This window comes from Starkeya sp. ORNL1 (assembly GCF_012971745.1).
GTDB lineage: Bacteria > Pseudomonadota > Alphaproteobacteria > Rhizobiales > Xanthobacteraceae > Ancylobacter.
In genome coordinates, this window is sequence record NZ_CP048834.1 from 2,407,206 (window position 1) to 2,428,832 (window position 21,627).

19 protein-coding genes and 1 pseudogene are annotated in these 21,627 nt (G+C 66.6%); 17 read left to right on the plus strand and 3 right to left on the minus strand.

The features are described from left to right. Positions 1-33 precede the first annotated feature (33 nt). The 3 genes from G3545_RS11600 (at position 34) to G3545_RS11610 (ending at position 3,271) form a co-directional block, all read left to right on the plus strand. Positions 34-1,527, plus strand: a complete 1,494-nt coding sequence (locus tag G3545_RS11600; RefSeq protein ID WP_170012704.1) for an aldehyde dehydrogenase family protein — start codon at positions 34-36, stop codon at positions 1,525-1,527. 77 nt (positions 1,528-1,604) lie between these two features. Then, positions 1,605-1,949 carry a RidA family protein gene (locus G3545_RS11605; RefSeq protein WP_170012706.1) on the plus strand — a complete coding sequence of 115 codons (345 nt, stop codon included), beginning with the start codon at positions 1,605-1,607 and terminating at the stop codon, positions 1,947-1,949. A 26-nt stretch (positions 1,950-1,975) separates the two neighbouring features. After that, positions 1,976-3,271 carry an FAD-dependent oxidoreductase gene (locus G3545_RS11610; protein WP_206151420.1) on the plus strand — a complete coding sequence of 432 codons (1,296 nt, stop codon included), beginning with the start codon at positions 1,976-1,978 and terminating at the stop codon, positions 3,269-3,271. Between the two features lie 12 nt (positions 3,272-3,283). Here G3545_RS11610 and G3545_RS11615 read toward each other — a convergent pair whose 3' ends face one another. Further along, positions 3,284-4,195, minus strand: coding sequence for a LysR family transcriptional regulator (locus tag G3545_RS11615; RefSeq protein ID WP_170012708.1), 912 nt, complete (start codon positions 4,193-4,195; stop codon positions 3,284-3,286). Positions 4,196-4,400: 205 nt separating this feature from the next. Between G3545_RS11615 and G3545_RS11620 the strand changes: the two genes are divergently transcribed. The 7 genes from G3545_RS11620 (at position 4,401) to G3545_RS11650 (ending at position 10,766) form a co-directional block, all read left to right on the plus strand. Next, a complete protein-coding gene (locus G3545_RS11620; protein ID WP_170012710.1) occupies positions 4,401-5,102 on the plus strand; it encodes an EthD family reductase in 702 nt (233 codons plus the stop codon). Between the two features lie 2 nt (positions 5,103-5,104). Beyond that, entirely contained in the window at positions 5,105-6,154 is a 1,050-nt protein-coding gene (locus G3545_RS11625; protein ID WP_170018034.1) for an SDR family oxidoreductase, read from the plus strand. Between the two features lie 15 nt (positions 6,155-6,169). Continuing rightward, on the plus strand, positions 6,170-6,475 hold the full coding sequence (locus G3545_RS11630; protein WP_170012712.1) for a YciI family protein: 306 nt from the start codon (positions 6,170-6,172) through the stop codon (positions 6,473-6,475). A gap of 38 nt (positions 6,476-6,513) precedes the next feature. Beyond that, entirely contained in the window at positions 6,514-6,948 is a 435-nt protein-coding gene (locus tag G3545_RS11635) for a hypothetical protein (RefSeq protein ID WP_170012714.1), read from the plus strand. Further along, positions 6,945-7,763 carry an SDR family NAD(P)-dependent oxidoreductase gene (locus tag G3545_RS11640; protein WP_170012716.1) on the plus strand — a complete coding sequence of 273 codons (819 nt, stop codon included), beginning with the start codon at positions 6,945-6,947 and terminating at the stop codon, positions 7,761-7,763. The genes G3545_RS11635 and G3545_RS11640 overlap by 4 nt, the downstream gene beginning before the upstream one ends. A gap of 106 nt (positions 7,764-7,869) precedes the next feature. Continuing rightward, positions 7,870-8,874, plus strand: a complete 1,005-nt coding sequence (locus tag G3545_RS11645) for a TRAP transporter substrate-binding protein (RefSeq protein ID WP_170012718.1) — start codon at positions 7,870-7,872, stop codon at positions 8,872-8,874. A gap of 5 nt (positions 8,875-8,879) precedes the next feature. Next, positions 8,880-10,766 (plus strand): TRAP transporter large permease subunit, encoded by a 1,887-nt coding sequence (locus G3545_RS11650; RefSeq protein WP_170012720.1) that lies wholly within the window; start codon positions 8,880-8,882, stop codon positions 10,764-10,766. Between the two features lie 58 nt (positions 10,767-10,824). On the opposite strand, the gene G3545_RS11655 is transcribed toward G3545_RS11650, so the two are convergent. Beyond that, the gene (locus G3545_RS11655) at positions 10,825-11,448 is read right to left on the minus strand and encodes an ABATE domain-containing protein (RefSeq protein WP_170012722.1); all 624 of its coding nucleotides are present in this window, start codon (positions 11,446-11,448) and stop codon (positions 10,825-10,827) included. A 259-nt stretch (positions 11,449-11,707) separates the two neighbouring features. On the opposite strand from G3545_RS11655, the gene G3545_RS11660 reads away from it, so the two are divergent. The 5 genes and pseudogenes from G3545_RS11660 to G3545_RS11680 all read left to right on the plus strand — a co-directional run bounded on the left by G3545_RS11660 (position 11,708) and on the right by G3545_RS11680 (position 15,967). Next, the gene (locus G3545_RS11660) at positions 11,708-12,325 is read left to right on the plus strand and encodes a TMEM175 family protein (RefSeq protein WP_246702787.1); all 618 of its coding nucleotides are present in this window, start codon (positions 11,708-11,710) and stop codon (positions 12,323-12,325) included. A gap of 138 nt (positions 12,326-12,463) precedes the next feature. Next, positions 12,464-13,318: an alpha/beta hydrolase gene (locus G3545_RS11665; protein WP_170012724.1), complete on the plus strand. Its 855-nt coding sequence runs from the start codon at positions 12,464-12,466 to the stop codon at positions 13,316-13,318. A 90-nt stretch (positions 13,319-13,408) separates the two neighbouring features. Further along, positions 13,409-13,556, plus strand: a pseudogene (locus tag G3545_RS29990) (short-chain dehydrogenase); the annotation flags it as partial. A 209-nt stretch (positions 13,557-13,765) separates the two neighbouring features. Then, the gene (locus tag G3545_RS11675; protein WP_170012726.1) at positions 13,766-14,404 is read left to right on the plus strand and encodes a LysE family transporter; all 639 of its coding nucleotides are present in this window, start codon (positions 13,766-13,768) and stop codon (positions 14,402-14,404) included. 30 nt (positions 14,405-14,434) lie between these two features. Beyond that, positions 14,435-15,967 (plus strand): bifunctional aminoglycoside phosphotransferase/ATP-binding protein, encoded by a 1,533-nt coding sequence (locus tag G3545_RS11680; protein ID WP_246702788.1) that lies wholly within the window; start codon positions 14,435-14,437, stop codon positions 15,965-15,967. 54 nt (positions 15,968-16,021) lie between these two features. Here the strand turns inward: G3545_RS11680 and G3545_RS11685 are convergent, their stop codons facing one another. Further along, complete coding sequence (locus tag G3545_RS11685; RefSeq protein WP_170012728.1) at positions 16,022-17,542, minus strand: aldehyde dehydrogenase family protein; 1,521 nt, start codon at positions 17,540-17,542, stop codon at positions 16,022-16,024. A gap of 326 nt (positions 17,543-17,868) precedes the next feature. Here G3545_RS11685 and G3545_RS11690 point away from each other — a divergent pair, with 326 nt between their 5' ends. Both G3545_RS11690 and rbbA read left to right on the plus strand, forming a co-directional pair. Then, on the plus strand, positions 17,869-18,906 hold the full coding sequence (locus tag G3545_RS11690; RefSeq protein ID WP_170012730.1) for an HlyD family efflux transporter periplasmic adaptor subunit: 1,038 nt from the start codon (positions 17,869-17,871) through the stop codon (positions 18,904-18,906). After that, positions 18,903-21,626: a ribosome-associated ATPase/putative transporter RbbA gene (rbbA, locus tag G3545_RS11695; protein WP_170012732.1), complete on the plus strand. Its 2,724-nt coding sequence runs from the start codon at positions 18,903-18,905 to the stop codon at positions 21,624-21,626. The genes G3545_RS11690 and rbbA overlap by 4 nt, the downstream gene beginning before the upstream one ends. Position 21,627: the final 1 nt, after the last annotated feature.

Sequence of the window (21,627 nt, forward strand, 5' to 3'; positions counted from 1 at the left end):
ATCGCCGACCGAATGTTGTTGAAAGGAAATCACATGGCGGCAGTCGAAAGCCTCGCGTCAAAGCGCTCGATCGACAGCGGCGGCACCAAGAAGCTGCTGATCGACGGAAACTGGGTGTCCCCCTCCTCCGGCGAGACGTTCGAGACCCGCAACCCGGCGAACAACAATCTGCTCGGCCGCATCGCCTCCGGCAATGCCCGCGACATCGAGCTCGCGGTGGGGGCTGCACGTCGGGCGTTCGAGGGGCCCTGGAGCAAATTCTCGCCGTTCGAGCGCCAGCGCATCCTGCTGAAGTTCGCCGACCTGGTGGAGGCGAACTTCGAGGATTTGTGCGTGCTCGACACGCTCGACATGGGCGTGCCGATCAGCTTGGCGCGCTCGCGCAAGCAACGCGCACTGGGGCTGATCCGCTTCTATGCCGGCCTCGCCACCACCATCCATGGCGACACCATCCAGAACTCGATCCCCGGCGAGTTCTTCACCTATACGCTGAAGGAGCCGGTCGGTGTCGTCGGCGCGATCACGCCGTGGAACGCGCCTTTGACCTCGACCATCTGGAAGCTCGGCCCGGTGCTCGCCACCGGTTGCACCATGGTGCTGAAGCCGGCCGAGCAGGCCTCGCTGACGCCGCTGCGGCTCGGTGAATTGCTGCTCGAAGCCGGGCTTCCCGACGGCGTGGTCAACATCGTCACCGGCTATGGCGAGACCGCCGGCGCGGCGCTGGCCGGCCATATGGGCGTGGACAAGGTCGCCTTCACCGGCTCGCATTTCACCGGGCAGAAGATCATCGAGGCCGCCAAGGGCAACATCAAGCGGGTGACGCTGGAACTTGGCGGCAAGTCGCCGGACATCGTGTTCGCCGATGCCGACCTCGACGCCGCCGTGCCGGGTGCCGCGATGGCGGTGTTCATGAACTCCGGCCAGATCTGCAGCGCCGGCACGCGCCTCCTGGTCGAGCGCTCGATTTACGACACCTTCGTCGGCAAGGTGGCGGACTATGCGAAGACGCTCCGGGTCGGCGACGGCCTCGATCCCGACACCCAGATCGGGCCGCTTGTCTCTGCCGAGCAGCTGGCGCGGGTGAAGGGCTATCTCGCCATCGGCCGCGAGGAAGGCGCGCAGGCGCTGGTTGGCGGCGACCAGCTTTCCGGCGGCGCACATGCCGACGGCTTCTTCGTCGCCCCCACCGTGCTCGCCGGCGTGCGCAACGACATGCGCGTGGCGCAGGAAGAGATCTTCGGCCCGGTGCTCTCGGCGATCGCGTTCGACGATTTCGACGAGGCCGCCCGCATTGCCAACGCCACCTCGTTCGGCCTCGGCAGCGGCGTCTGGACCCGGGATGTCGGCAAGGCCCACCGCATGGCGAAGTCGATCCGCGCCGGCACGGTGTGGGTGAACTGCTACGCCGCCATGGATCCGGCCGTGCCGTTCGGCGGTTACAAGATGAGCGGGCACGGGCGCGAATCCGGCACGCAGCACATCGACGCCTATCTCGAGACCAAGTCCGTCATCATGAAGGTGGCCTAACCTCTCTGCCTTCATGCCTGCGCCCGGCGCACACGCCGCCGGGCGCCCTTTGCCCGCCTCCCACAACGAGTTTTCCGATGATCACCCGTTTTGATTCCAATGGCCGCTTCTGCAAGGCGGTCGTCGCCAACGGCTTCGTGTTCCTGTCCGGCATGACGGCCAAGGACCGTTCCGGCGATATCGAGGCGCAGACCACCGAGGTACTCGCCCAGATCGATGCCTATCTCGCCAAGGCCGGCAGTTCGAAGGACCGCATGGTCAGCGTGAATATCTGGCTGACCACCATGGCCGACGCCCCCGGCATGAACAAAGCCTGGGAAGCCTGGGTCGACGGCGGTGAGGCGCCGGCCCGCGCCACCGTCGAATCCAAACTCGCCACCCCGGACACCCTGGTCGAGATCATGGTGCAGGCGCTGCTATAATCGCCGCGATAACCGGAAGGCGCGGCGTGGACGACCTCTTCACCGAAGACTTCAAGTCCACGCCCTATTGGGCGGACACCGCGCCGCGGCCGGCCCCGAGCGATGGTACCTTGCCCCGCATGGTCGACGTGGCGGTGGTCGGCGCCGGCTATACCGGGCTCGCTGCGGCGCTGGAACTGGCCCGTGCCGGACGCAGCGTCGCCGTCCTCGACGCCGGCGATCCCGGCATCGGCTGCAGCGGGCGCAATGGCGGCCAGGCCTCCGTTGGCCTCAAGGGCATGTTCGACACGCTCGCCGCCCGTCATGGCGAGCCGGCGGCCCGCGCCATGGTGCATATGGGCGTCGAGGCCTATGACCGCCTGCGCGCCTTCATCACTGAAGAGGCGATCGCCTGCGATTTCAAGGCGTCCGGCCACTTCAAGGGCGCCCATGCGCCGGGGCAGTTCGAGCCGCTGCGGCGCTCTGCCGAGCAGCAAGCGCGCGCGTTCGGCATCGAGGCCTATCCGGTCACCCGCTCCGAGCAGCGTGCCGAGGCCGGCACCGATGCCTATCATGGCGGCGTGGTGTTCCCGGGCTTCGGCGGCCTCGACCCGGCCAAGCTCCATGCCGGACTGCTCGATCGCGCCCACGCCGCCGGCGCGCGCGTGCTGGCGCACACGCCGGTGCGCGCGATCGAACGGGAAAAGACCGGCTGGCGGCTGGAAACCTCGGCCGGCGTGCTGCTCGCCGCCAATGTGGTGGTCGCCACCAATGGCTATACCGGCCGCGCCACGCCCTGGCTGCAGCGCCGCATCGTCCCGGTCGGCAGCTATCAGATCGCGACCGCACCGATACCGGCCGCGCTCATGGACCGGCTGTCGCCGCGCGACCGCATGATGCAGGAGACGCGCAAGGTCGTGTTCTATTTCCGCCCTTCGCCGGACCGCACGCGCCTGCTGTTCGGTGGGCGTGTCGCTGCGGGCGAGATCGCGCCTGAGCGCGCCGCCGTGCGCCTGCATGCGGAGATGGTGCAGCGCTATCCCGAGCTCGCCGGCACCCGCGTCTCGCATGCCTGGGGCGGCTTCGTCGCCTTCACCTTCGACGGCATTCCCCATATCGGCGAACATGACGGCATGCACTACGCCATGGGCTATTGCGGCAGCGGCGTCTCGCTCAGCCTCTATCTCGGCCACAAGCTCGGCCGCCGACTGCTGGGGCACAAGGACGGGGCGACCCCGCTCGACGCGGTGACGTTCCCGACGCGCCCGCTCTATTCCGGGCGCCCCTGGTTCCTCGGCGCGGCCGTCGCCTGGTACAGGCTGCTGGATCGCGTAGCGAGGTGAGTTCTGGCGCTGTCAAAGGGTGATCTTGGGCAGCGGCCCTTTCATCTGCTCGCGGAAGTAATCGATGAACAGCCGGATCTTCGGCGGCACCAGCCGGCCGCTCTTGAAGGTCGCGTAGATCACCATGGGGTCGTCGGGCTCGAATTCGCGCAGTATCGGCTGCAGCCGGCCGGCGCGGATGTCCTCGATGACGCGCAGGTCGGTCACCCGGCCGATGCCGAGGCCGGCGATCAGCGCCTCGTAATTGCCGTGGCCGCCATTGACGACGAAATTGCCCGAGACCTTCAGCGGCAGGACTTCGCCGTCGATCAGGAACGACCATTCATTGCTGCCGAGGCCGAGCCGGCTCATCATCAGGCAATTATGGCCCAGCAGTTCTTGCGGGGTCCGCGGCGTGCCGAAGCGCTCCAGATAAGACGGCGCCGCGCAGACGATCTGCCGGCTTTCGGCGATGCGGGTGATGATGAGCGAGGAGGGGCGCTGCTCGCCCCAGCGTATGCCGATATCGTTCTCCGCCAGGGCCGGATCGATGACGTCGTCGGACAGGTCGAGCTGCACCTTGATATGGCGGTAGCGGCGCAGGAAGTCCGGCAGCAGCGGCACCAGCTTGTGCAGCCCGATCATGATCGGGCTGGTGATGCGCAGCACGCCGCGCGGCTCCTCGCCATATTCGCTGATGGCGAGTTCGGCTTCCTGCACCTCGGCGAGGATGCGCGCGCCGCGATGATAGAGCGCCTCCCCGGCATCGGTCAGGCTGATGCGGCGGGTGGTGCGGTCGAGCAGGCGCACGCCGAGCCGCTTCTCCAGCCCGTCGATCCGCCGGCACACCGCCGAACGGGTGACGCCCAGCGCCTTGGCGGCGGCGGCGAAGCCGCCCTGATCGACCACGGCGCCGAATATCTGCAGCTCGTTCAGCGAGGTCATCACGCATCCGATTGCTTCCGAAAACTCAACAGTATGTGTCCCGGTGCGGCTGTTTCCGCAAGGCAAATCCGGGCATAGCCTGTACCTCGTGGACGGGCCGCAACAGCTTGAAAAGACGGCCCGCTACTGGAGGAGACATGGTTACCCATCGACGCTGGCGTGATCGTCGCCATGCAGCGGGATCAGCGCTGCGATGATCAAACTGGTGACCTTACAGAAACGTCATCCGAGCCTGACCCGGCCGGAGTTCGAGCAGCGCTGGCTCAATATCCATGGGCCGATGGCCGCCGCCTTCCCCGGGCTGCGCGGCTACATGCTCGGCTTTTCGCTGGATGATGGCGAGCCTCAGGCCGACGGCGTCGCCCAGCTCTGGTTCGACAGCCGCGAGGCCGCGCAGGTCTCCTACGCCTCCGATATCGGCCGCCAGGGCTCGGCTGATGCGAGCGCCTATCTCGCGCGGCGCGAGCATCTGCTGGCTTCCGAGCACTGGTTCACCACGAGAGGGGCGATCTCGACGACGCCGTTCAAGCTGGTGCTCGGCGTGAAGCGCGCGCCCAACCTGTCGCGCGCGGACTTCTGCACCCGTCTCGCCGGCGACGACATCGGCAGTTTTGGCGCGGCATGCGGCGCCGCGCAGTTTCGCGTGAGCCTCGACGAAGCGGGCCTCATGCTCAATTCGAAGACGACCGGCCCGCTTGATCTCGTCGAGGGCGAGGCGGTGTTCGACGGTCTGCTCGAATTCTGGTTCGCCGCGCGGGAAGCGGCCGACATGGGTCGCATCCGGCTGCGCGGGCTGGCCGAGCAGCGGCTCGCTCCGATCGTGTCCGCTACCGAGGATTTCCTGCTGCGGGAGCATGTGGTGGTGATGCCGCCCGCGCCTGCTTACGGATTGGAGAGAATGCAGTGACGATGAAGAAAACCGCCCTCGTGGTCGGGGCGACCGGGGTCTCCGGGCGCGCCCTGATCGACTATCTCGATCGCCAGGAAGACTGGTCGGTCATCGGCGTCTCGCGCAAGCCGCCCTATTTCGAGACCAAAGCACGCTTCGTCTCGGTCGACCTCACCGATCCGAAGAGCTGCGAGGAAGGGCTCGGCGGCCTCTCGGACGTGACGCACGTCTTCTACACCGCCTATGTCGACAACAAGGTGATCGCCGAGACCCGCGTGCCCAATACGCGGATGTTCGCGAACTTCCTGCCGGTGATCGAGAAGGCGGCAAAAAACCTTCAGCATGTGTGCCTGCTGCAGGGCACCAAATATTACGGACAGTATCTCGGCCCGTTCAAGACTCCTGCCAAGGAGACCGATCCGCGCATATCGGTGCCGCATTTCTACTACGATCAGCAGGATCTGCTGATGGCGGCGAGCGAAGGCAAGGGCTGGTCCTGGTCGGCGGCGCGCCCGCACGTGATATGCGGCTTCGCGCTCGGCAATCCGCTGAACCTGATCTCGACCATCGCGGTCTATGCCAGCCTGCTGCGCGAGATGGGCGAGCCCTTCACCTTCCCCGGCAAGCCCGGCGCCTTCACCTCGATCTACCAGGCGACGGACGCCGACCTGCTCGCCAAGGCGATGGTGTGGATGTCGACCGCGCCGCAATGCGCCAATGAAGCGTTCAACATCACCAATGGCGATTTCTTCCGCTACCAGCATCTGTGGCCGGCATTCGCCCGCCATTTCGGCCTGCCCGCCGGCGGCGTCGAGACCGTGGACGTGCCGACCCGGATGCAGGGCACGGAGAAGCTGTGGGATGCGATGGTCGAAAAATACGGCCTTCAGCGCCACCCGCTGTCGCTGCTGGTGAACTGGAACTTCGCCAACTACGCCTTCTCCAACGACTGGGACGTGATGTCCGACACCACCAAGTGCCGGAAGTTCGGCTTCCTCGACTTCGTCGACAGCGAACAGATGTTCCTCGACCAGTTCAGCGCATTGCAGCGCGAGAAGATCATTCCCTGAGTTGCGGAGAGACCCATGCCCTTCATCGTCGAAGCCACGGACAAGCCGAACTCGGCGGCGCTGCGCGAGCGGGTGCGGCCGGCGCACATCGCCTATCTGGAAGCCAATCTCGACAAGCTGCTCGCCGCCGGCGCCAAGCTGGACGATGACGGCATGACCGCGATCGGCAGCGTCTATGTCATCGCCACCGACAGCCGCGAGGCGGCCGAAGCCTTCGTCGCCGCCGATCCCTTCGTCACCGAGGGCGTGCTCGGCAACATCATCGCCACGCGCTGGCGCAAGGCGATCTTCGACCACCAGAGCTTCATCCCGAAAACCTGACCGCCCTTTGCCGAACCCCGCATCGCCGGGAGGATGAGATGAGCGTGACCGCCGAATTCGAACTGTCCGACGCGTTGCAGCAGGAGCTGGCGCGCAACGCCTTCAATCCATGCGTCGGGCACATATTGCTGTCTGAGAGCGAGCGCGCGCGGGTGTGGTTCATCAGGCTCGCGCCCGGCGAGCGCATCGGCTTCCACCGCCACGTGCTGGATTATTTCTGGACCGCGCTGACCGCGGGCGTCGCCGTCTCGCACATCAATGGCGGGCCGCCGAAGCGCGCGGAATACTTCGCCGGCGAGACCCGGCACATGTCGTTCGCGCGTGGCGAATACATGCTGCACGACCTCCACAATGTCGGCTCGCAGGACCTGCTGTTCATCACGGTGGAGCATCTGCCGAGCGCGAATGATCCCCTTCCCTTGCCGGCGGACGTGGTGCCGCAGGGCCTTCCCGCCGGAGTGAGACTGCCATGAAGCCCTTCCAGCCAGAGGGCGCGAAGGCGCCGTTCCCGCCCGACATCTTCAAGGGCCAGATCTTCGCGGGCCAGGTGTTCCTCGTCACCGGCGCCGGTCGCGGCATCGGCCGGCTGCTGGCCGAGCGGCTCGCGAGCCTCGGCGGGCACGTCGGACTGTGCGACCTGGTGCCGGAGCGCGCCGAGGAAGTGGCGCAGCTCATCGCCAGCGAGGGTGGCAGCGCGCTCGCCATCGCCGCCGACGTCTCCCGGGAACAGGACGTGCAGGCGGCCGTCGCGGCGGTGCTCGAGCGCTGGGGTCGCGTCAATGTCCTCGTCAATGCAGCGGGCAGCTATGGCGCCGCCTATCGCGTGACCCACGAGACGCCGGTCGAGGAGTGGGACCAGGTGTTCGCCTCGAATGTGCGCGGCAGCTTTCTCTGCGCCAAGGCGGTGCTGCCGCACATGGTCGCCGCGGGCGGCGGGCGCATCATCAATTTCGCCTCCAATGCCGGCCGCTCGGTCAGCCCGCTGCTGGGCTGCTCCTACACCGCGGCCAAGACCGCGGTCATCGGCATGACGCGCCATCTCTCCCGCGAATACGCCAAGCACGGCGTGCTGGTGAACACCATCGCGCCGGGGCCGGTGGTGGGCGAGCGCGTCAGCGAGTTGCTGCAGGACGATGCCGACGGCGCCGCGCTCAATGCGCAGATCCCGATCGGCCGCCTCGCCGAGCCGGCCGACATCGTCGATGTCGTGCTGTTCATGGCGTCCGACGCCTCCCGCTACATGACCGGAGCCATTCTCGACGTCTCGGGAGGGCTGATCCTCGCCTGATCGCGCCTGCGCCTAACGCCAAGCAAAGCCAGAGCTGGGCTGCAGCCATGCCAGAGCAATGCCAGGGCACAGCCAAAGCAAAAACAATCTTCGGAGGAAAACACAGATGCGCCAGCTTACCCGCAGGACCTTTGTCGCGTCGGCCGCCGCCGGCGTCACGACCTTCGCCCTTTTGAAGCCCGCCTTCGCCGCGACCTACAAGCTCGCCACCAACCTGCCGGCCGGCCATCCGATGCTGACCCGGCTGCAGGAGGCGGCGGACAAGATCGCCGCCGACACCAATGGCGAATTCACGCTGCGCTTCTTCCCGAACAGCCAGCTCGGCGGCGATCTCGAAGTGCTGTCGCAGCTGCGCTCCGGCGCCATCCAGTTCTACCCGCTGGCCGGCGCGCAATTGTCCAACCTGGTGCCGATCGCCTCGCTGAACGGCGTCGGCTTCGCCTTCAAGGACATCTCCGACGTCTGGAAGGCGATGGATGGCGAGGTCGGCGCCATGGTTCGCAACGCGCTGCGCGATTCCGGGCTGTTCGTATTCGACGAGATGTTCGACAACGGCTTCCGCCAGATCACCACCGGCTCCAAGCCGATCGAGAAGCCGGCCGATCTTGCCGGCGTGCATATCCGCGTCCCGCCGAGCCCACTCTCGACCTCGCTGTTCAAGGCGTTCGGCGCCGCGCCGCAATCGATCAGCTTCGGCGAGGTCTACACCGCCTTGCAGACCAAGCTGGTCGACGCGCAGGAGAACCCCCTGCCCCTCGTCGACACCGGCAAATTCTACGAAGTCCAGAAATATGTCAGCATGACCAACCACATGTGGGATGGCTTCTGGATCCTGGCGAACCAGGCGTTCTGGCAGAAGCAGCCGCAGGCGACGCGCGACATCGTCGCCAAGCGCTTCCGCGAGGCGGCACTGGCGGAGCGCGAGGATCTCGTAAAGCTCACCGGCAGCATCACCGCCAAGCTCAAGGCCGCCGGCATGACCTTCGTCGAGCCGGACCGCCAGGCGTTCCGCGCCCATCTCGACGGCACGCCCTTCTATGGCGAGTGGAAGGAGCGCTTCGGGGCGCAGGCCTGGGCCACGCTCGAGCGCTACACCGGAAAGCTCGGGTAACGGCGATGGATGCGGTCGATCACCGGGCGGCGTCACGCCCACTTTCCGACAGCCGCCCGCACGCATCGGTCGGCCGCTTCCTCGATGCGCTGGAGCGCGCGCTCGGCCTCGTGGTGGATGTGGTGGCGGCGACGCTGCTCACGGTCGACATCGTCCTGCTGGCCGGGGCGGTGCTCGCCCGCTATGTCTTCAACGTGCCGATCACCTGGATCGAGGAGCTGGCGACGCTCATCTTCCTGTGGTTCGGCATGCTCGGCGTCGCCAGCGCCTTGCGGCGCGGCCTGCACATGCGCCTGTCCTTCATCCTGTCGAAGATGGCACCGCCGCTGCGCGAGCGCTTCGAAAGCGCGGCGTCCCTCATCCTGCTGGTCTTCCTCGCCAAGCTGATGATGCCGACGCTGGAACTCATCGAGCTCAATCATCCGCTGCGCTCGCCCAACCTCGGCATACCCGGCTCGGTCGGTGCGCTCGCCACCACGGTGAGCGTCGCGCTGATGATCGTGTTCCTGCTGATCCGCATGTGGCGCACCTCGCCGCCGGGCCGCTTCGCCGCGCACTTGGCAATAGCAGTGGCCATCGTTGCCGCACTGGAGACCACGACGCCGTTCATGGAAGGGCTCGGCAACGCCAATCTGGTGCTGTTCTTCGGCTTCGGCGTGATGGTGCTGATCGCGATCGGCGTGCCGATCGCCTTCTCCTTCGGCACCGCGACCCTGCTCTATTTCCTGCTGACGACGGACCTGCCGCTCACCGTCATTGTCGGGCGCATCAATGAGGGGATGTCGCACTTCATCCTGCTCACCATTCCGCTCTTCATCTTCCTCGGCCTGCAGATCCAGTACACCGGCATGGCCAAGAGCATGATCGACTTCGTCACCGCGCTGATCGGCAATGCGCGCGGCGGGCTGAGCTACGTCATGCTGTGCGCCATGTACCTGGTGTCCGGCATTTCCGGCGCGAAGGCGGCCGACATGGCCGCCATCGGCCCGATCCTGGCGCCGGCCATGAAGGAGCGCGGCGTGCGCGAGGGCGATGTCATCGCCTTGCTCGCGGTCTCCGCGGCGGCGGCGGAGACCATCCCGCCGAGCCTCGTGCTCATCATCATCGGCTCGGTGACCGGCATCTCGATCGCGGCGCTGTTCATCGGCGGGCTGGTGCCGGCCGTGGTCTGCATGCTGGCGTTGGCGATCGTGGTCTTTGCCCGCTCGCGCAGCGAGCGGCGCGTCGAAGCGAAGCGCGACCTGCGTCTCATCGGGCGCACCTTCATCGTCGCCATCCCGGCTTTGCTGCTGCCGCTGATCATCCGCGCCGCGGTGCTGGAGGGCATCGCCACGGCGACCGAGGTGGCGGTCATCGGCATCGCCTATTGCGCCGTGGTCGGCACCGTCATGATGAAGGGCATCTCGCTGCGCCGCATGGCGGAGATGCTGGTCGAGACCGTCGCCATGTCCGGCGCCGTCATGATCATCATCGCGCTGGCGGGTGCCATGTCCTGGGCGCTGACGCAGTCCGGCTTCGCCCAGACCCTGGTCGAGGTGATGACCAACCTGCCCGGCGGCAAGGCGGGCTTCCTCGCGGTCTCGATCCTCGCCTTCATCGTGTTCGGCAGCATATTGGAGGGCATCCCGGCCATCGTGCTGTTCGGCCCGCTGCTGGTGCCGGCGGCGCAGACGCTCGGCGTGCATCCGGTGCAATATGCGATGGTGGTGCTGCTCTCGATGGGGCTCGGCCTGTTCTCGCCGCCCTTCGGCTATGGCTATTACACTGCCTGCGCCGTCGCCAAGGTTTCGCCGGACGACGCCATGGGAAACATGATCCCCTATCTGCTGGCGCTGCTCGCCGCCATCATCGTGATCGCGGCATTCCCCTGGCTGAGCATCGGCTTCCTGTAGCCGCGGGGGGCAACGGGCGCGGCGCGAGCGGGCGCGCCGCCGCGCCCGGCGAGCTTCGCTACTGCTGTGCCTTGAGCCGGTGTCGATGCGCCGCCTGTTTCGCGCGGTTGCCGCAGATCGCCATGCTGCACCATCTGCGTGCGTGGCCTCGCGTATGATCGGCGAACATCAGCGTGCAGGCCGGACCCTCGCACGCCTTCACGTGCGAGAAGTCCTCCTCGCACACAAGTTTCGCCAATGCTTCCCCGATCGGCAGAAGCAAAGCTTCCGGGGATCGCCACCGGCGCATCATCCGCAGTTCCAGACCACCTGCGCTTTCGTCATCGCGCGCCACAATGCGCCCGAACCCTTCATCGCGTTCGAGCAGTCGGTTCAGCGGTTCCAGCTCGTGCAGATCCTTGGAGGTGAGCGCTCGTCCCTTGCGCACCCGAACGAACCCCCTGAACCATTCGCGAAGGCCTCTCGCCTGAGCCGCCACATTGTCGAGCTCTCCGGGCATCGCCTGCGCCCTCAGAGTCTCGAGCGTGTCGGCAGGCACGAGGCGCGCCTGTTCCAGCCACGCGACGAAACCGTCGCCGTCGTCGATCCAGTCGACCGGCGTATCCACCGGCGTGGCGACTGAATTCAGGAAATCCAGGCCGAGCGCGTCGGCGAGGAATATGGCGGGCGGGCGGTGAGCCATCGGGGCGGTCTCTCGGTAGGGAACCAATAAATAACCCCTCCAGGGGCCATTGACAAGTTACAAATATCGATCGTAACCTTCACATAAGCTCTAGACAGGTTACTAACCGATGTGCCCGACGAGAGCGTCAGGGAGCGATGAGAGCCAGGGAAGGAGCCGGACATGTCCCGCAATGATGTGAGTGCGCCGGGCGTTGTCGTGGACCTCATACGTGCTGCGGTGCGCGAGGCATCGGCCGGCCAGAACTCACGTCCGTGACGTGACTTATCAAGGCAAAGAGCGGGAGGTCGCCATGCATGAAAGCAAGACCACTCCTGAGCGGCTCGGCGCATTCACCGACGCCGTGATCGCGGTGATCATCACCATCATGGTGCTGGAGCTCGAGGCGCCCGAGGAAGCGACATTCGCGGCGTTGCTGCCGCTCTGGCCAACGGCGATAAGCTATGTGGTGAGCTACCTCTTCATTGCCATCATCTGGCTCAACCACCACCACCTGCTGCGCTTCGTCGGCCACACCACGCCGGCTCTGATCTGGGTCAACTTCGCCCATCTCTTCGGGATATCGCTCGTGCCGTTCGCAACCGCCTGGGTCGCGCGCACGCAAATGGCATCAGCGCCCGTGGTTACCTACGCCGCGATCTTCGTCTTCGTGAACCTGGCCTATATCGTGTTCGAGCGGCAGGTGCTGGGCCAGGCCGACGCCGCCCAGATGCCGGAGCGTGCGAGGCGCATGGCGAAGCGCCGGTCCTTTGCCACCCTGTCGATCTTCGCGAGCGCCATCGTCGTGGCTGTGTTCGCGCCGCGCGCCGGCTTCGCCCTGATCTGCTGCGCACTGTTGCCCTATCTCAGGCCGGAACCGCCCGGCGCGCGGGCATAGACGCCCACCCGTCGCCATCGCAAGGCATCGCACGCAGTTCCGCGAGGATGGCGAGTTCCGCGAGCAGCTGACTGGCCATACTCAATCATAAATAACCTGTTTGATATAATTTAATAGGTTAGCAGAAGGAGACGCGACATGACTGCCATCACCTATCGGACCGCCGACGTGGACGGCTTCAACATCTTCTATCGCGAGGCCGGACCACTGGACGCGCCCACGCTGCTGCTGCTTCACGGCTTCCCGAGCGCGGGCCATATGTTCCGGGACCTCATTCCGCTCCTGGCCGACCGCTTCCACATCATCGCGCCCGATTTGCCGGGCTTCGGCCAGTCGGACATGCCGGCGCGGAGCGACTTCACCTACAGCTTCGATCATGTTGCCGACATCATCGACCGCTTCACCGAGGTGATCGGCCTGAAGCGCTACGCCGTCTATGTCTTCGACTATGGCGCACCGACCGGGTTCAGGCTCGCGGTGAAGCATCCGGACCGCATCACTGCGATCATCTCGCAGAACGGCAATGCCTATGAAGAGGGGCTGAGCGAAGGCTGGAGCCCGATCCGCGCTTATTGGCAGGAACCGTCAGCAGCCAATCGCGAGGCCTTGCGCGCCCTTCTCGCGCCGGAGGCGACGCGCTGGCAATACACCCACGGCGTCGCCGACGAGGCGGCGGTTTCGCCGGACGGCTACTCACTCGACAATTTCTACCTGGCCCGGCCCGGCGCCGACGAGATCCAGCTCGACCTGTTCGGCGACTACAAGAGCAACGTCGCGCTTTACCCGGCCTTCCAGAACTACTTCCGCACACACAAGCCGCCCTTCCTCGCCGTGTGGGGCAAGAACGATCCGTTCTTCCTGCCGCCCGGCGCCGAGGCGTTCAAGCGCGACATCCCGAACGCAGTCGTACGCTTCTTCGACACCGGACATTTCGCGCTGGAGACGCATGCCGCGGAGATCGCGGCGGCGATCCGCGACTTCCTCCCGCGCTGAGTTCGCAACCCTGCCCCGACCTCAAAATCAGGGAGACATCACATGTCGAAATCCGTTGCCATCATCACCGGGGCCAGCCAGGGCATTGGCCAATCCACGGCCTTCCCGAAGGAGGCGGGCATAGCGCGCTATGGCGAGCCGAATCGCAGAACTGATGGCATTCCTGGTGTCGCCGGGAGCGCGCTGGATGACCGGCTCGACGCTTCGGATGGATGGCGGCGAGGTCAAGTCGATCTGAGGCCGATCGCCCGCGCGGGGACGCGCCACCGAATGCGGCCTCGCACCCCGGTGTAGCAGCGCAGGACGGCGTGGTTGCGGGGACGTACCTGCGGCCTTCAGCTATAACGCTGGCGCGTGGGGGGCAGATCCGAACCGGGCCGTGAACCGTCCTTCGAAAGCCGCGTGAACACGGCCGTTCCGGATCGCGGGGCGCCCAGGGAGTCTTACATGCAATCAACAGCTTCCAATCTCCTGACCCTTGTGTCGATCGGGCTCGTTCAGGTCCTGGCGGTGATGTCACCGGGTCCAAGCTTTCTTATCGTGGCACGCACAGCCGTGGCCCGCTCACGCGCAGACGGCATCAAGGTCGCGCTTGGGTTGGGGGCTGGAACGGTCTTGTGGGCGGTCGCCGCGCTTCTCGGCCTGAACGTATTGTTTCGAGCCGTGCCTCCGCTTTTCGTCGCGATGAAGATTGTCGGCGCCCTTTTCCTGCTCTGGATCGCCTTTCAGATCTTCCGTCACGCGGCTGACCCGATCACCCTTGACGACGAAAAGAAAGATGCCGTTGCCAATCCGTTTATGAAAGGCCTCCTCACCCAGGTTTCCAATCCCAAGGTCGCTGTATTCTTTGGCTCGATCTTCATCGCCATGCTGCCGGCCCAAGTTCCGCTTTGGATGACGCTGGCACTGGTGGTTATCGTCTCCTTCAACGAGGTTTGGTGGTATTCCGTCGTAGCCCTGTTCTTCGGCTCGGGCCGTGTGCGCCGGTTCTACATCGACGCGAAGAAGTGGCTGGACCGAGCAACCGGACTGTTCCTTGGCGCGCTCGGCCTGCGGCTGCTTTGGGCCGCCCGGGACGCGACCTGAGATCGCGCCGCGACCGCCAGGAGGCCCATTGTGCCCAGCCAAGACCAAGGTGAAGCCATCGCATTCCTGAATTCGGCCGCGGCTTTCGGCGGCGAAGAGCGCGACGTCCGGACCATCGTGACGCACATCTCCATCGTGCTGCTCATCGGCGCCCGGGCGATCAAGCTGAAGCGCGCCGTCCGCCTGCCCTATGTCGACTTCTCGACGGCGGAACGCCGGCTTGCCACCTGCGAGCAGGAACTCCGCCTGAACCGCCGCACCGCGCCGATGCTCTATCGGGCGGTGCGGCGCATCACGCGCGAGCCGGACGGCCGGCTCGCCTTGGATGGCAAAGGCGTGCTGGTCGACGCCGTCATCGAGATGGCGCGCTTCGACGAGAGTGGCCTGTTCGACCGGATGGCGCTGGCGGGAGCGCTGACGCCGCCCTTGATGACGAAGCTCGCCGGCGGGATCGCGGCGTTCCATGCCGGCGCGGCGATCGCGGCCGATTGCGGCGGCGCCGCGCCAATGGCGGCAGTGCTCGACATCAATGAACGCGTGCTGGCGATGACCGAGATATTCCCCAGGGACGACGTCGTCCGCTTGATAGAGGCGTCCCGTGCCGCGCTCGCGGCCCATGCGGCCCGGCTCGACACCCGTGCCGGCGACGGCAAGGTCCGCCGCTGCCACGGTGATCTGCATCTGCGCAACATCTGTCTGGTCGATGGCGAGCCGACCCTGTTCGATTGCCTGGAGTTCGACGAGGAACTCGCGACCACGGACGTGCTCTACGACCTCGCCTTCCTGCTGATGGACCTCTGGCACCGCGGAATGGAGGGGTACGCCAACCTCGTCTTCAACCGCTATCTCGACGAGGCCGATGAAGAGGACGGCCTGCCTGCCCTGCCCTTGTTCATGGCGGTGCGTGCCACCGTACGTGCCCATGTCACCGCCGCCCAGGTCGCAGATGCGGGTGCCGAGGCGACGGCGCGACGGGAGGAAGCGCACGCCTATTTCGCTCTCGCGCTGCGCCTTCTCGACCCGCGACCGGCCCGGCTGGTCGCCGTCGGCGGACTGTCCGGTTCCGGCAAATCGACCCTGGCGGCAGCGCTGGCCCCAGGGATCGGTCCGGCACCGGGAGCGCGCATTCTTGCGACCGATCGTATCCGCAAGCGCCTGTTCGGTGTCGCCGCGGAGACCCGGCTGCCACCTGACGCCTATCGGCCGAACGTCTCCGGACAGGTCTATGGCATTCTCGCCGCAAGGGCGGAAAGCGTCCTGAGCCTTGGCCATGGCGTGGTCGCCGACGCAGTGTTCGATCGTCCCGACGACCGGTCAAGGATTGCCGATCTCGCCTCGAGTGCCGGCGTTGCGTTCCACGGCCTGTGGCTGGAGGCCAGCCCGGAGCGGCTGCTGCGGCGTGTTGCCGATCGTCGCAACGACGCTTCGGACGCGACGCCGGACGTGGTGAAGGATCAGCTCGGCCGGCCACTCGGCGCCATCCAATGGCCGCGGCTTATCGCGGATGGCGATATGGGCGCGATCCGCGCCGCAGCCACCCGCATCATCGATGACGAGATTTGATCGGCAGCATGACGGAGCGCGGCGCCCGTCTTCCTTGGGCGCCGCGCCATCGCGTCAGAACAGGCCGACAGCTTTCGTGGAATAGCTGACCAGCAGGTTCTTGGTTTCCTGATAGTGGTCCAGCATCATCTTGTGGGTCTCGCGGCCGAAGCCCGAGGCCTTGTAGCCGCCGAACGCCGCATGGGCGGGATAGGCGTGGTAGCAATTGGTCCACACCCGCCCGGCCTGGATGGCCCGGCCGACGCGGTAGGCGGTGGTACCGTTGCGCGACCACACGCCGGCGCCGAGGCCGTACTCGGTGTCATTGCCGATGCGGATCGCGTCCTCGACGGTCTTGAAGGTGGTGACCGACAGCACCGGGCCGAAGATCTCCTCCTGGAAGATCCGCATGCTGTTATTGCCGGTGAACACGGTCGGCTTGACGAAATAGCCGTTCTCCAGATCGCCGCCGAGATGGGCCCGCTCGCCGCCGGTCAGGCATCGGGCGCCTTCCTGCTTGCCGATGTCGATATAGCCCAGGATCTTGGTCAGCTGGTCTGCGGAGGCCTGCGCGCCCATCTGCGTCGCCGGATCGAGCGGATCGCCGACCCTGATCCTGGCGACGCGAGCCACCGCACGCTCCATGAACTTCTCGAAGATGGATTCCTGCACCAGCGCCCGCGAGGGACAGGTGCAGACCTCGCCCTTGTTGAAGGCGAACAGCGCGAAGCCTTCCAGCGCCTTGTCGAGGAAATCGTCGTCATCGTCCATGACGTCGGCCATGAAGATGTTGGGCGACTTGCCGCCGAGTTCCATCGTCTGCGGGATCAGGTGCTCGGCGGCATAGTGCATGATCTGCCGGCCGGTGGAGGTCTCGCCGGTGAAGGAGACCTTGGAGATGCGCGGATTGGCGGCGATCGCCTGGCCGACCGAACCGCCCGGTCCCGTCACCACGTAGAGCACGCCGGGAGGCAGGATATCGGCAGTGAGACCGGCGAGGATCAGCAGCGAGAGCGGCGTGTTGGAGGCCGGCTTGATGACCGTGCAATTGCCGGCGGCGAGCGCCGGGGCGATCTTCCACGCCGCCATCAGCAGCGGGAAGTTCCACGGGATGATCTGGCCGACGACGCCGATCGGCTCCTTGAAATGATAGGCGACGGTGTCAGCGTCGATCTGCGAGATCGCGCCCTCCTCGGCCCGCACGCAGCCGGCGAAATAGCGGAAATGGTCGATCGCCAGCGGCACGTCGGCGCCCCTGGTCTCGCGGATCGGCTTGCCATTGTCGAGCGTCTCGGCAAGCGCCAGCAGCTCGAGATTCTCCTCCATGCGGTCGGCGACCTTGTTCAGGAGCAGTGACCGCTCGGCCGGCGACAGGCGGGCCCAGCCATCCTTGGCCTTGTAGGCGGCGTCGAGCGCGGTTTCCACGTCGGCGGGACCCGACTTCGCCACCTCGACCAGACGCTGGCCGTTGATCGGGCTAAGATCGGTGAAATATTCTCCACTTGAGGGAGCCACCCATCGTCCACCGATAAAGTTATCGTAACGCTGAGGAAGCTTTCCTTTCGAGCGAACCAGTTCGATGGCATGTTGAGACATCGCGTTATCCTTTCGCGGGAACTCGCGGCCGATTTCCAAGTCGCCAGGGCAGGCTATGTCATGAGCCGAAACTGGCCTTGATCTCGCTCAACAGGCGGGATTGCAGGCAGCTCCGTTGATCCGGGTCAAAGCGCATGCCGGCCGGTGCGCCTAGCCTGCCTTCATCGACGAAGGAGCTCGGCTATGGCCAATAGGATGAAGGCTGCGGTGGTGCGTGCGTTCGGCAAGCCGCTGGCGATCGAGGCCACTGTCCGAACGCCAAGGGTTGCGGCCGGGGCGGCATAGGCGCGATTATCCCGCTATCTTCCGTGAGGAGATCCTCGAGCATGCCGCGCCATCGTCGCCGCCTCCCGCTCGCCATCCTGATCCTTTCCGTGGCGCTCACCGCGGCCGGCCCGGCCGCTGCTGCGCCCGACGAGCCCAACCTCGGCGGGCGCCTGCGGGCCCTGTGGGACCGGGTCGGCGGCAAGCGGTTGCCGCAAGACATCGTCTCCACCAATGGCCGCATCGAAGCCGAGCAGGTCCTGGTCGCCGCGAAGCTCGCCGGCCGGGTGGCGCAGGTGCTTGCCTCCGAGGGCCAGACGGTGGAAGCCGGTGCCGTGGTGGCGCGCATGGACACCTCCGAGCTCGAGGCGCAGCTCGCCGGCGCGGATGCGCAGGTACGGCGCGCCGACAAGGCGATAGCCGAGGCCGACGCCGCCATCGTGCAGCGCGACGCCGAACGTGTCCTCGCGCGACAGGAGCACGAACGCGCCGCGACCCTGAAGGAGCGCGGCTACGGCACGGAACAGCAGCTCGATCTGCGGCAGAGCCAGCTCAACGTCACCGAGGCCGCTCACCGCGCGGCGCTCGCCGGCCTCGACGAGGCGCACGCGGCCGCCGATGCCGCCCGCGCCGATGTCGCGCGCATCCGCTCGCTGCTGGACGATTCCGTATTGAAGGCGCCGCGGCGCGGCCGGGTCGAATACAAGCTGGTGCAATCCGGCGAAGTGGTCGCGGCGGGTGCGCCGATCGTCACGCTGCTGGACCTGTCCGACGTCTATATGACGGTCTTCCTGCCGGCACGCGTCGCCGGCCGCCTGGCGCTGGGCGACGAGGCGCGCATCGTGCTCGATCCGGCGCCGGACTATGTGGTGCCGGCAACCGTCTCCTTCGTCGCCGCCGGCGCGCAATTCACACCGAAATCGGTGGAGACCGCGGACGAGCGCGAGAAGCTGATGTTCCGCGTCAAGCTCACCATCGCGCCCGAGCTGCTCAAGCAATATGAGGATCGGGTGAAGACCGGCGTGCGCGGCCTCGCCTATGTGCGCACCAGCCGCACTACCGAGTGGCCGGCCGAGCTGGCCGTGAAGCTGCCGCAATGAGTGATGCCGTCATCGCGTTCGACGGCGTCGCCCACCATTATGGCAAGACCGTCGCGCTGGACACGATCGATATCGCGGTTCCCGCCGGCTGCATGGCCGGCCTCATCGGTCCGGATGGGGTCGGCAAATCGACCCTGCTCTCCATCGCCGCCGGCGTCACCCGAATCCAGCGCGGGAGCGTCCATGTGCTCGGCGAGGATATGGACCAGGCATCGCCGCGCCGCGCCGTCGGCGCCCGCATCGCCTATATGCCGCAAGGCCTCGGCCGCAACCTCTATCCGACGCTGAGCGTCGCGGAGAACCTCGACTTCTTCGGCCGGCTGTTCGGGCAGGGTGCGCAGGAACGCCGCGCCCGCATCGACGAATTGCTGTTGGCGACCGGCCTCGCGCCGTTCCGCGAGCGCCCGGCCGGCAAGCTCTCCGGCGGCATGAAGCAGAAGCTCGGCATCTGCGCGGCGCTGATCCACGATCCCGACCTCGTCATACTCGACGAGCCGACCACCGGCATCGATCCGCTGTCGCGCCGGCAGTTCTGGGAACTGATGGCGGACATGCGCGCCCGCCGGCCCGGCATGAGCGTCATCGTCGCCACCGCCTATATGGAGGAGGCCGAGCGCTTCGACTGGCTCGCCGCCATGAATGGCGGGCGCATCATCGCCACCGGCACCCCGCAGGAGATCCTGCGGCAGGCGGGCGAGGCGACGCTGGAGCGCGCCTTCGTCGCGCTGCTGCCGGAAGCCGAGCGCGCCGTCGACGTACCGCTGCCGGACATTGCGCGCGTGGTGCATGACGGCGCGCCGGCCATCGAGGCGGAGGGGCTCACCCGGCGCTTCGGCAGGTTCGTCGCGGTGGACCATGTGAACTTCCGCATCGAGAAAGGCGAGATCTTCGGCTTCCTCGGCTCCAATGGCAGCGGCAAGAGCACCACCATGAAGATGCTCACCGGCCTGTTGCCGGCGAGCGAGGGCGAGGCCCGCCTGTTCGGCCAGCCGCTCGACGGACGGGACATGGAGACCCGCCGGCGCGTCGGCTACATGTCGCAGGCCTTCTCGCTCTATGCCGAGCTTACGGTGCGGCAGAATCTGGTGCTGCACGCCCAGTTGTTCCAGATCGCTAACATCGAGGCCCGCGTCGCCGAGATGCTGGCGCGCTTCGACCTGGAGACGGTCGCCGACGTGCGCCCGGAGAGCCTGCCGCTCGGCATCCGCCAGCGGCTGCAGCTGGCGGTCGCGGTGATCCACCGGCCGGAGATACTGATCCTCGACGAGCCGACATCGGGCGTCGATCCCGTTGCCCGCGACACATTCTGGCGCACGCTGATCGAGCTCTCCCGCCAGGACGGCGTCACCATCTTCCTGTCCACCCATTTCATGAACGAAGCCGAGCTCTGCGACCGCATCTCGCTCATGCATGCCGGCAAGGTGCTCGCCGTCGGCAGCCCGGCGGAGCTGAAGCAGGCGCGCGGCATGACCTCGCTCGAGGAGGTCTTCATCGCCGTGCTTGAGGAGGCCGGCATGGGACGCGACGCGGCGACGGGGCGCGAGGCCGCTGCTCCGGCCCGCGAACGCCCGGCGGCCCCTGCCCGGCAGCGGCGTTTCGATCCGGGCCGGCTCTGGGCCTATGCGCGGCGGGAGACGCTGGAGATCCTGCGCGACCCGGCCCGCCTCGCCTTCGCCCTGCTCGGTCCGGCGCTGCTGCTGCTCACCTTCGGCTACGGCATCTCCTTCGATGTCGAACATTTGCCCTACGCCGTGCTCGACCAGGACCAGAGCGCGCAGAGCCGGCAATTGCTGGAGAGCTTCCAGGGCTCGCGCTATTTCGACGAGCACGCGGCGATAGGCTCGTCCGACGAACTCGACGCCCGGATGAAGAGCGGCGAACTGACGGTCGCGATCGAGGTGCCGTCCGGCTTCGGCAAGGATCTGCTGCGCGACCTCCGGCCGGAAGTCGGCGTCTGGCTCGACGGCGCCATGCCGTTTCGCGCCGAGACCACGCGCGGCTACATCACCGGGCTGGCACAGACCTATCTCGCCGATGACACCATGCGCCGCACCGGCAGCGACGCCGCACCGTTCCCGATCGGGATCGAGACGCGCTTCCGCTACAATCAGGCCTTCAAGAGCGTGAACGCGATCGTGCCCAGCGTCATCGTGCTGATGCTGGTGCTGATCCCCTCCATCATGGCCGCGCTCGGCGTGGTCAAGGAGAAGGAAACCGGCTCGATCACCAATTTCCAGTCGACCCCGGTTACCAAGGTCGAGTTCCTGCTCGGCAAGCAACTGCCCTATGCGGCCATCGCCTTCATCAGCTTCCTGACGCTGGTGCTGCTGGCGCTGTTCGTGTTCGGCGTGCCGCTCAAGGGCTCGTTCGCCACGCTTGTGGTCGGCTCGCTGTTCTATGTCGTCGCCACCACCGGCTTCGGCCTGTTCGTGTCGAGCTTCGTGTCGAGCCAGGTGGCGGCGATCTTCGCCACCGCCATCATCGCCATCGTGCCGGCGGTCAATTTCTCCGGGCTGCTGGTGCCGGTGTCCTCGCTCTCCGGCGGGGCGCGGCTGATGGGCCTCGCCTTTCCGGCGGCGTGGTACCAGCCGGTGAGTGTTGGCGTGTTCGCCAAGGGCCTCGGCTTCGCCGATCTCTGGCCCAATATCGCGGTGCTCGGCCTGTTCGCCCTCGGCTTCATCGGCGCGGCGATGGCAGCGCTGCGCAAGCGGAGCGCCTGAC